The organism is Macellibacteroides sp. (genome assembly GCF_050251695.1).
Classification (GTDB): domain Bacteria; phylum Bacteroidota; class Bacteroidia; order Bacteroidales; family Tannerellaceae; genus Macellibacteroides; species Macellibacteroides fermentans.
This window is the reverse complement of sequence record NZ_JBFWMI010000186.1, coordinates 1-2,717: the sequence shown is the minus strand read 5'-3', so window position 1 is coordinate 2,717 and position 2,717 is coordinate 1. Positions and strand designations below refer to the sequence as shown.

General features: G+C 42.5%; 2 protein-coding genes and 1 pseudogene. All 3 read right to left on the bottom strand.

The features are described from left to right. On the bottom strand, window positions 1–887 hold an 887-nt coding region (locus tag AB7E53_RS14915; protein ID WP_446776593.1), incomplete at its 3' end, for a carboxymuconolactone decarboxylase family protein. Between the two features lie 8 nt (window positions 888–895). Continuing rightward, window positions 896–2,503 carry a carboxylesterase/lipase family protein gene (locus AB7E53_RS14910; RefSeq protein WP_446776591.1) on the bottom strand — a complete coding sequence of 536 codons (1,608 nt, stop codon included), beginning with the start codon at window positions 2,501–2,503 and terminating at the stop codon, window positions 896–898. 87 nt (window positions 2,504–2,590) lie between these two features. Further along, window positions 2,591–2,717: pseudogene (locus tag AB7E53_RS14905) on the bottom strand (alpha/beta hydrolase); the annotation flags it as partial.

Genomic DNA, 2,717 nt, shown 5'->3' with positions numbered 1-2,717 from the left:
GTTACATTTCCTATGGAATTGTTATTCTGGCTGTCTGCTTCAACTAACATCTGCAGATAGGCTGTGCCGGTAAAATTACTATTCTTTATTTTTTCTCCCTTCGGAAATAGAAGCGTTTGGTCTAGCCGTGTGCATGCTGCTTCTTGAGCACTGGTATTTAAATTCTTTGCTTTAAGTACTTCATTCAGAACGGCCCGGGCATCATGTCCCTCCTTATCGCCCAGGGTACATTGTATGATATCCACAAACTCTTTTAATTGTTGGGGAGATAATCCTACATTCAGACAAATATTCAAATGGCTGCGAAGCATCGGTTCTGCTCCGCCTATCGCACTGATAACGGATACGGTTACCAATTCCCGTTGCGCGTAGGTTAGGATATCTCTTTCAAATATATCAGCAAATAAATGTTCCTTGAGGAACACCTCAATTACCGGTGCAAATGCCGCATAGCCTGCAGGCTTTCCATCTTGCGGCATCTTTGTAAGCTCGGCCAGGATTTGTTTGCCCCGGTCATATTTGCTTGCTTCATTATTAATAGGAGAAATGTCTGGTCCGGTTTCATCTATAAGTCCTTTCTCCTTCCGCTCGTCAACCACCTCCATGAATGTCTGCAAACCTCTTATGCTTCGTGGAAATCCGCAATAAGCATACAGATGTACAATTGCCTCTTTAATTTCGTTGATTGTTAGTCCGCTTTCAAGACCTTTATTTAAAGCAGGCTTTAAATTCACTAAATCGCCTTTTGCGGTAAGCGCCGAAATAGCGATGATACTTTGATCTTTGGGCTGTAAGGCCATACGATCCGTTGAATTGTTTTGAGCAAACATATACTGTGGAAATAATAGAATTGTTGTAAGCAATCCGATGATAAATACTTTATTCATTCTCGTTTTTATTTTTTATTAAGACTCTTCTCAATCACATCTAATCTAGCTTTAGTAGGATAGGGAGTGTTTACAGTGGATCCATCACGCTGGAATTCAATAATCTCATCCTTCCTTGAATTATAGCTTGGCCATTGGGGAAGACCCGAACCATTGGGATCGCCATTTTTTGCAAAGTTTACCCAATAGGTATTCATTATTTTGGCAACTTCCTGATCTTTGGATGTAACTGTATCAACACCCCAGCGACTTTTCAGATTATTAAACACATAGGCAATCTCCGATCCATGGGGAGCGCCATGCGGCATACGGTCTTGCACGGAAGCCGGAACGTACGAGAAAAGATAAATGTATACAGGCAAACCTTTGGCTTCAAAGGCCTTTGCTGTGAATCTGGCAGGTTCACCCCATACCTTGTCTGTCGTAACCAATGTGAGCAGTTTAGCAAAATCAATGGTTCCTTCGGGATCATACGTTGCGATTGCTTCATTTTTATGTTCTCCGAACAGGTCGAAAAGTTCTTCTTTTGATTTAGCATCGATAAAGCCTGCAGGTACTTCTGCACTATTTGACCCAATAAGGAGTGGAACCTGTGCCTGCCGTCCTTCTTCGTATGCACTTTGAGCAGTTTCGGTTACCAATTTACCGTCCAGAATTGGACCGGCGTATATGGGCAGACCTTCATGAATTTCAATACCTCCGTCTACAATCTCTTCAACACTTAAGGAACGAAGTTTGGCGAGTGCAGCTGCGTCTGTATTATCTATTCCATGTTTACGTGCAAAATTTTTTCCGATTGTTTCGGCAGAAACAGGATAGAAAGGATCTGCATTTTCTTTACTGATAGGTCTTCCTGTAAGTACTCCATCGCGTCCACCTCCGGATTCGATAATTGCTTTTTGAAACAGACCTTTTGCCCGGGGGATTGTAAGGAGAGAGTGAACCGAAACACCTCCTGCTGATTCTCCAAATATAGTAACATTGTTGGGATCGCCACCAAAGGATTTAATATTATCCTGTATCCATTGGAGGGCTGCTATTTGGTCCATATAGGCATAACTTCCTTTAAGCTCTTCGGGGTGTTCTTCATTTAAAGCCGGAAAAGCAAAATGCCCCAGTCGTCCTAACCGATAGTTGAAAGTTATCAGAATTATACCTTGCCTGGCAAATTCTTCGCCTGAAACTGTAGCATCGGAACCACTTCCGCCTACGAAACCTCCACCATGTATCCAGACCATAACCGGTAACTGAGCATCTTGTTTACTATCGGATGGTTGCCAGATGTTTAGATACAGACAATCTTCTGATGAACCCTTCGCAATAGAACCGGAACCCCGGGGCCAGCCAGCTTGCGCACAATTTGCCCCATATTTACTAGCATCTAGTACTCCTTCCCATATCGGAGCTGGTTGAGGCGGTCGCCAACGGAATTCTCCAACAGGAGGAGCTGCATACGGAATGCCTTTAAAGCTGTTAACATTCCCATCTTTTGTCCCACGGATGGTTCCCGATTTTGTCTGAACAATGGGGTTTGTATCCGGATCAGTTCTATCTGCGACCTGAGCTTGCAGGGATGTACAGATCATGATTGTAAAGATTGTTGCTAATTTTTTCATGTCAATTGTTTTTTTCTTTGTTTGTTGAACGGAAAATGCATTGAATGATAGTCCTGTTTTTACTGGACATTATGTGCTTAAAACCTGTTAGTCCAGTTTTTTATCTTTCAGCCATTCCGACATTAAGTCGGCTATCTCAATGTTATTCAGATCCGAGAAAGGAAAATGTGTATTACCTTTAATGCCTATTTCCGGAAGGTGTACAACGGTTACA